The 5,334-nt window shown below is 63.6% G+C and carries 6 protein-coding genes; 2 read left to right on the top strand and 4 right to left on the bottom strand.

Annotated features, from left to right (window positions below; translation table 11 throughout):
* Positions 1–47 precede the first annotated feature (47 nt).
* Positions 48–854, bottom strand: coding sequence for a GAP family protein (locus VEI45_RS22085; protein ID WP_324856663.1), 807 nt, complete (start codon positions 852–854; stop codon positions 48–50).
* A 137-nt stretch (positions 855–991) separates the two neighbouring features.
* Here VEI45_RS22085 and VEI45_RS22080 point away from each other — a divergent pair, with 137 nt between their 5' ends.
* On the top strand, positions 992–1,843 hold the full coding sequence (locus VEI45_RS22080; protein ID WP_324856662.1) for an SDR family oxidoreductase: 852 nt from the start codon (positions 992–994) through the stop codon (positions 1,841–1,843).
* A 4-nt stretch (positions 1,844–1,847) separates the two neighbouring features.
* Here VEI45_RS22080 and VEI45_RS22075 read toward each other — a convergent pair whose 3' ends face one another.
* Entirely contained in the window at positions 1,848–2,825 is a 978-nt protein-coding gene (locus tag VEI45_RS22075) for a Gfo/Idh/MocA family oxidoreductase (protein WP_324856661.1), read from the bottom strand.
* A gap of 569 nt (positions 2,826–3,394) precedes the next feature.
* Here VEI45_RS22075 and VEI45_RS22070 point away from each other — a divergent pair.
* The gene (locus VEI45_RS22070) at positions 3,395–3,559 is read left to right on the top strand and encodes a hypothetical protein (protein WP_324856660.1); all 165 of its coding nucleotides are present in this window, start codon (positions 3,395–3,397) and stop codon (positions 3,557–3,559) included.
* An 18-nt stretch (positions 3,560–3,577) separates the two neighbouring features.
* Here the strand turns inward: VEI45_RS22070 and VEI45_RS22065 are convergent, their stop codons facing one another.
* Both VEI45_RS22065 and VEI45_RS22060 read right to left on the bottom strand, forming a co-directional pair.
* Positions 3,578–3,901: a DUF732 domain-containing protein gene (locus VEI45_RS22065; protein WP_324856659.1), complete on the bottom strand. Its 324-nt coding sequence runs from the start codon at positions 3,899–3,901 to the stop codon at positions 3,578–3,580.
* 74 nt (positions 3,902–3,975) lie between these two features.
* Positions 3,976–5,334: MFS transporter (locus tag VEI45_RS22060; protein WP_324856658.1), on the bottom strand; the 1,359-nt coding region annotated here is incomplete at its 5' end.

Genomic DNA, 5,334 nt, shown 5'->3' with positions numbered 1-5,334 from the left:
CGCACCGGGCCGCATCGTGACCAAGCCATCGGGTAGCTTGTGGCAGCTCAGATAATGCCCGTGCCCTGAGCCACCAGCGCGAGCCCAACCAATGCCAGCATGACGACCAGGATCTGCCGACGATAGGACCGAGCCCAGTCGTGTAGCCGTCGCAAAATCGCTTCCGTCTTGGTTGGCGCGACCAGATTGCTCAGCAGAACGATCTCGACAACCGCAAGAGTCTCGACAATGAAAACGATGGCGGCGCTGGTCTGAACGCCAAGCGCGGCTCCCGAGGTCAAGATGGTGGTGAGGCCGAGTACCACCATGGCTGGGTTAGGCCCGGCCCAGAAACCGATCGCCAAGGCTACCCACAAGGACCCGCTTTCCCAGGCGTTGTTCGCGCGGATGAGCAAACGACGGGTTGCCGATCCTGATCCGCCCTCGGCCGCCGCATCCTTGCCGCGGCCCAGCAGCCGCGCGATCGGGTTCGGCGCATCCGGGTCCGCCACCAAGGTCGACGTGCTAGCGCCTCGTTTCGGCAGCTGGGCTCGGTGACGCGCCAAAAAGCGCACCGCGAAGAAAGCGGCGACGGATAAAACCAGCACACCCGCCACGATTTCGATGTGGCGGACGGTGGAACTGGCGGTCGTGGTCGGGTTGGCCAAGTCGTGCACGAACGAAGAAAACGTCGGCGCGAAATGCAACACCAAAATCGGGATCAGCAATAAGAAAAAGCCGACTAGCGCGCAACCGACCCAGTACATGAGCAAGTTGTGAGCGGGCCGTGGCCTGGAAACGAGGAGAAGATTGAGGCCGAGACGCACCGGATCGAGCGCTATGGGAAGCGCCAGCACCAGCAGCGAGCTCCACATGGCCGCAAACCTACCTTCCCGCTTGTCGTGATCGGCATCGAACCTAGCTGCGCCAGAACTAGATCCGCACTGCTGCATTAATTACTTTGAATACGCCAAAAGAATTGAGCGCACTCCCCACCCCGAGGAGCCGTGATATGAGGATCGACGACGCAGCGATTGCTGGCGCGCTGCTGGCAGGCCGGGTTGCGGTGGTGACCGGCGGCGGTGGCGGTATTGGCGCGGCGACCGCGCGGCTGTTCGCAGAACATGGCGCCCGAGTGATCATCGCCGACATCGACTCCGAACGCGCTCAGCAGACCGCTGACGAGATCACCACAACGGGCGGGTCAGCTGTCGATTTCGTCACCGATGTCCGCGACGCCGACCAGGTCGCGGGCTTGGCGCGTTCGGTACTAGAACGCTACGGCCGGGTGGATGTCCTGGTGAACAACGTGGGCCACTGGTTGCGCCACCCGGGCGACTTCGTCGACACCGACCCCCAACTGTGGGACGAGCTCTACCGGATCAACCTGCACCATGTCTTTCTCGTCACCCACGCCTTCCTGCCAGCCATGATTGACCGACACGCGGGCGCGATCGTCAACGTCTCGTCCGTCGAAGGGCTCCGCGGCTACCCGGAGGACCCGGTGTACGCCGCGTTCAAAGCCGCCGTCATCCACTTCACCCGCAGCCTCGCGGTGCAGGTAGGCCGCGACGGCGTCCGGGTCAACGCGATCGGTCCTGACGTCACCGAATCACTGCAGGTGCCCTACTCGCAGTGGCTCTCCGCCGACGAGCAGCTGCAGTGGCCGCAGTGGGTTCCGGTCGGACGGATGGGACTGCCCGAGGACCAGGCCCGGGTGATCCTGTTCCTGGCCTCCGACCTGTCGGCGTTCGTGACCGGCCACACAATCCCGACCGACGGCGGCACCGGCGCCGCAGGTGGATGGTTTCGCTCGTCACGCCGACCCGACCGGGAATGGACGAACCGTCCCGTCGCGCCGTGACCGGTCAGCTCGGCTCGCGCAGTGGCAGGCCGGCGGCACGATAGATCGCATCGACAACCGACATGTTCTCTATTGCGTCTTCGGGCGTGGTCTTCACCGGTTCACCGCGCAGCACCGCTGCGACAAACGCGTCGAGCTGATATGCGTAGGAGGCGCGGCGCGAAAAACGCTCCACACGTTTGCCGGCAGCCGATCGGACCGAGAGCCGATGGTAGATCTGCGGCATTGTCGGATTCAGTGCTCGCAGCTCGCCTTGGTCGCCAACCACGTGCGCGCTTAAGCCCAACAGACGTGTCGACCACATCGAACAACGGATTCGGCCGGTGTGCCCGTCGGCAAACCGCAACTCGGCCGTCATGGCCCGGTCGATCTGTGGATCGTGCAATTTCGCGTGCGCCGAAACGACTTCCGGTGTTGAGCCGCCGAACGTCCGGACCATGTGGACCGGGTAGCACCCAGCATCCATGGTCGCGCCGCCGGCAAGCGAGTAGTTGTAGCGGATGTCGGAGAACTTCGGCAGCGGGAAGCACAGGGCCGCCTCCACCCGCTCGAGTTTGCCCAGTTCGCCCGAAGCGATGATCTCCTCGATCCGTAAAGCCATCGGATGATAGCGGTAGTGGAACGCCTCCATCACCACTCGGTCCGACTGTGCTGCCACCCCGGCGATCTCGCGGGCTTCGGCGGCGTTGGCGGTGAACGGCTTTTCGCATAGCACGTGCTTACCGGCCGCCAGTGCAGCCCGAGTCCATTTGCCGTGCAAGCCATTCGGCAGCGGGTTGTAGATGGCGTCGAGATCCGGGTCGGCGAGTAGCGCTTCATAGCTGTCGTGCACCCGGGCGATGCCATGTTTGGCCGCAAACGCGCGAGCACGTGAGACGTCGCGTGCAGCCACGGCGGCCACCACGACATCGGGGTTTGCCTTCGCCGGTTTGATGAGCGCCGGCGGCGCGATACGGGCTGCACCCAGTACGCCGATTTGCACGGGACTAGGCTACTTGCCGACGCAAACACGGCGCCGGGCACCCGAACGCTAAGCCTGGCGATGCTGAATTACGGCGAGTTGGACAAACTCCGTCATCCGCGTGAACGACGGCGTCGCATCGTTCTTTCTCAGCAAGCTCACTCGAATTCTTAATGTCGCTGGCAGGGTAGACGCCTACCGTCGGCCCATGACCGCGGTCGGTGAGCTGATCAAGTTCCCATCGAGTCGATCGGCGGCTCGGCCGCCCCTACGCTGCCCGCGCGGTCACCTGATGCGGCCGGAGCGGATGCTGGTTGGTAGCGCTGCGTGCTCATGTGGACACCACCAAACGTGGCGATGTCATTGCGGTGCCGTGACATACGGACCCGAATTAGGCGAGAAGTGCACTCTGGTTCGACGGGCCGCCGCGCCGGTGGAAATGATGCGACTCCCCACGCATGACCGGCGTAAACGGCGTGTCAAAGTCCGGTAAAAACACTTCGCGGCCTCTCGCAGACACGCGACTGGACTGCGTACATTTTTTAAGTTGGATTGGCGGGTTTTCCCCGTCCTGATTGAGGAAGAAGGTCATGCTCACCGTTGAGGCGCGGCTCCTTGAAGAACTACGCAACTGCTCTGTGGAGTTACGACAACTTGCGTACACGCTGCAGAACGGGATCGGCGAGCACGATCTGCTTCGATTGTCCGAGCGGATGCGCGCTGCCGCCGACGAGGTGGTCCACCGCGGGGCGTGACCCGTTCGGCCTAACCGCTTAGTTCCCTTGAGCACCCGGCGGTTTCGGGGGTCGACCCTCGCCGGTCAGGTATTTCGGGCAGTACTCGCCCGCCGCGAGTGTCATGAACTCGGCCGCGCCGTGCGCCGTTAAGCCCGAATTGCGCGACACAAGGTTGCTCTCGATTTCCGTGTCCGGCGTCCCCTTGTCGACCAACGCGCACACATCCTTGGCAACCGCGATCGCGGCGGCCGGATCCTGATCGGTAAGCCCGGGGGCTTTGAGTTGGGAAATGAAGTCGGCGTCGGCGTCGGACGGGGGTCGGCGTATGCCGGCTGTTCCAAAATCACGTCGTGCACGCACCCCGCATCCGCCGCCAACGGGACATGCGACAAGTGTTCAGACGGCGTTAACGTTGACGTTGGCCCACGACGCGCCTACCGCGGGATGTTCCCCGACTGTTCTTCGCGCTCGGCGTCGGCCACCGTCAACGGCAAGGCCAGATCCTCCAGCGGGCGTTGCTCGGCTGCGACCCCCAGCCACAATTCAACAAGGCCCGAAACGGCCATCACCGCCGCTCCGATCAAGAAGGACCACACCACCAGGCCGCGCTGTCCCGAATTGATCAACTGACCGAACAGCAGCGGCCCGGTGATACCGCCGATCGCGGTGCCGACGGCATAGAAGAAGGCGATCGCCAGCGCCCTGGTCTCCATCGGGAAGATCTCGCTGACCGTCAGGTAGGCCGCGCTCGCACCCGCCGAGGCTAAGAAGAACGTCAATGCGAGCACCATGATGAACATCCAGACGCCACCAGTTTGGGTCACGAACAGACCCGCGAGCACGACGGCCACGACTGCAGAACCGACGTAGGAGAAGGTGATCATCGGTTTGCGCCCGACGGTGTCGAAGAGCGGCCCGAGTACCAGGGGGCCGACGAAATTGCTTAGCGCCCAGAGGATGTAGAACAGCGGCACCTTTCCGGACGGGACGCCATAGAACCCGCTCAACAGCGTGCCGAGATTGAAGGTGACGCCGTTGTAGAGGAACGCCTGCCCGACGAACAGTGCCAATCCCAGGACGGCGCGGCGCGGATACAGCTTAAACGCCACCCTGGCGATCTCGCGGAACGAAATCGTCTCGCGCTGGCGAACTTTGAGCATGCGTCCTCGCGGCTCGGGCAGTGGCTGGCCGGTATCCTGCTCGATTTCCTTTTCTATCGCGGCGACCACCTGCTCGGCTTCCTGCTCGCGCCCGTGAATGAACAACCAGCGTGGACTTTCCGGAAGGTTGCGCCGCACCAGGAGGACGAAGATGCCGAAGATGGCTCCGATGCCGAAGGCGAGCCGCCAGCCGATGTTGGCCGGGAAGTTCGACGTGTTCAGAAGGACCAGCGCGCCGGCCGCTCCCCCGGCCGAACCCAACCAGTATGTCCCGTTGATCACCAGGTCCACGCGACCACGCACACGCGCGGGGATCAGCTCGTCAATCGCCGAGTTGATGGCCGCGTATTCACCCCCAATCCCGGTGCCGGTGAAAAAGCGCGCGATGAAGAAATACCAAGGCGCGAAAGCGAATGCGGTCGCAACGGTGGCGATCAAATACACCGCGAGGGTCAGTATGAACAGATTGCGCCGTCCGAAGCGGTCGGTCAGGTGCCCGAAGAACAATGCGCCCAAGCAGGCCCCTGCGATGTAGATCGCCGCTGCCACGCCGATCTGTGCGGGGTCGAGTTCGATACCGCTGCCCTTCTCGGTAAGGCGAGACGACACGTTGCCGACCATCGTGACCTCGAG

The organism is Mycobacterium sp. (assembly GCF_035623875.1).
Classification (GTDB): Bacteria; Actinomycetota; Actinomycetes; order Mycobacteriales; family Mycobacteriaceae; genus Mycobacterium.
This window is presented reverse-complemented; position numbering and strand designations above follow the sequence as displayed.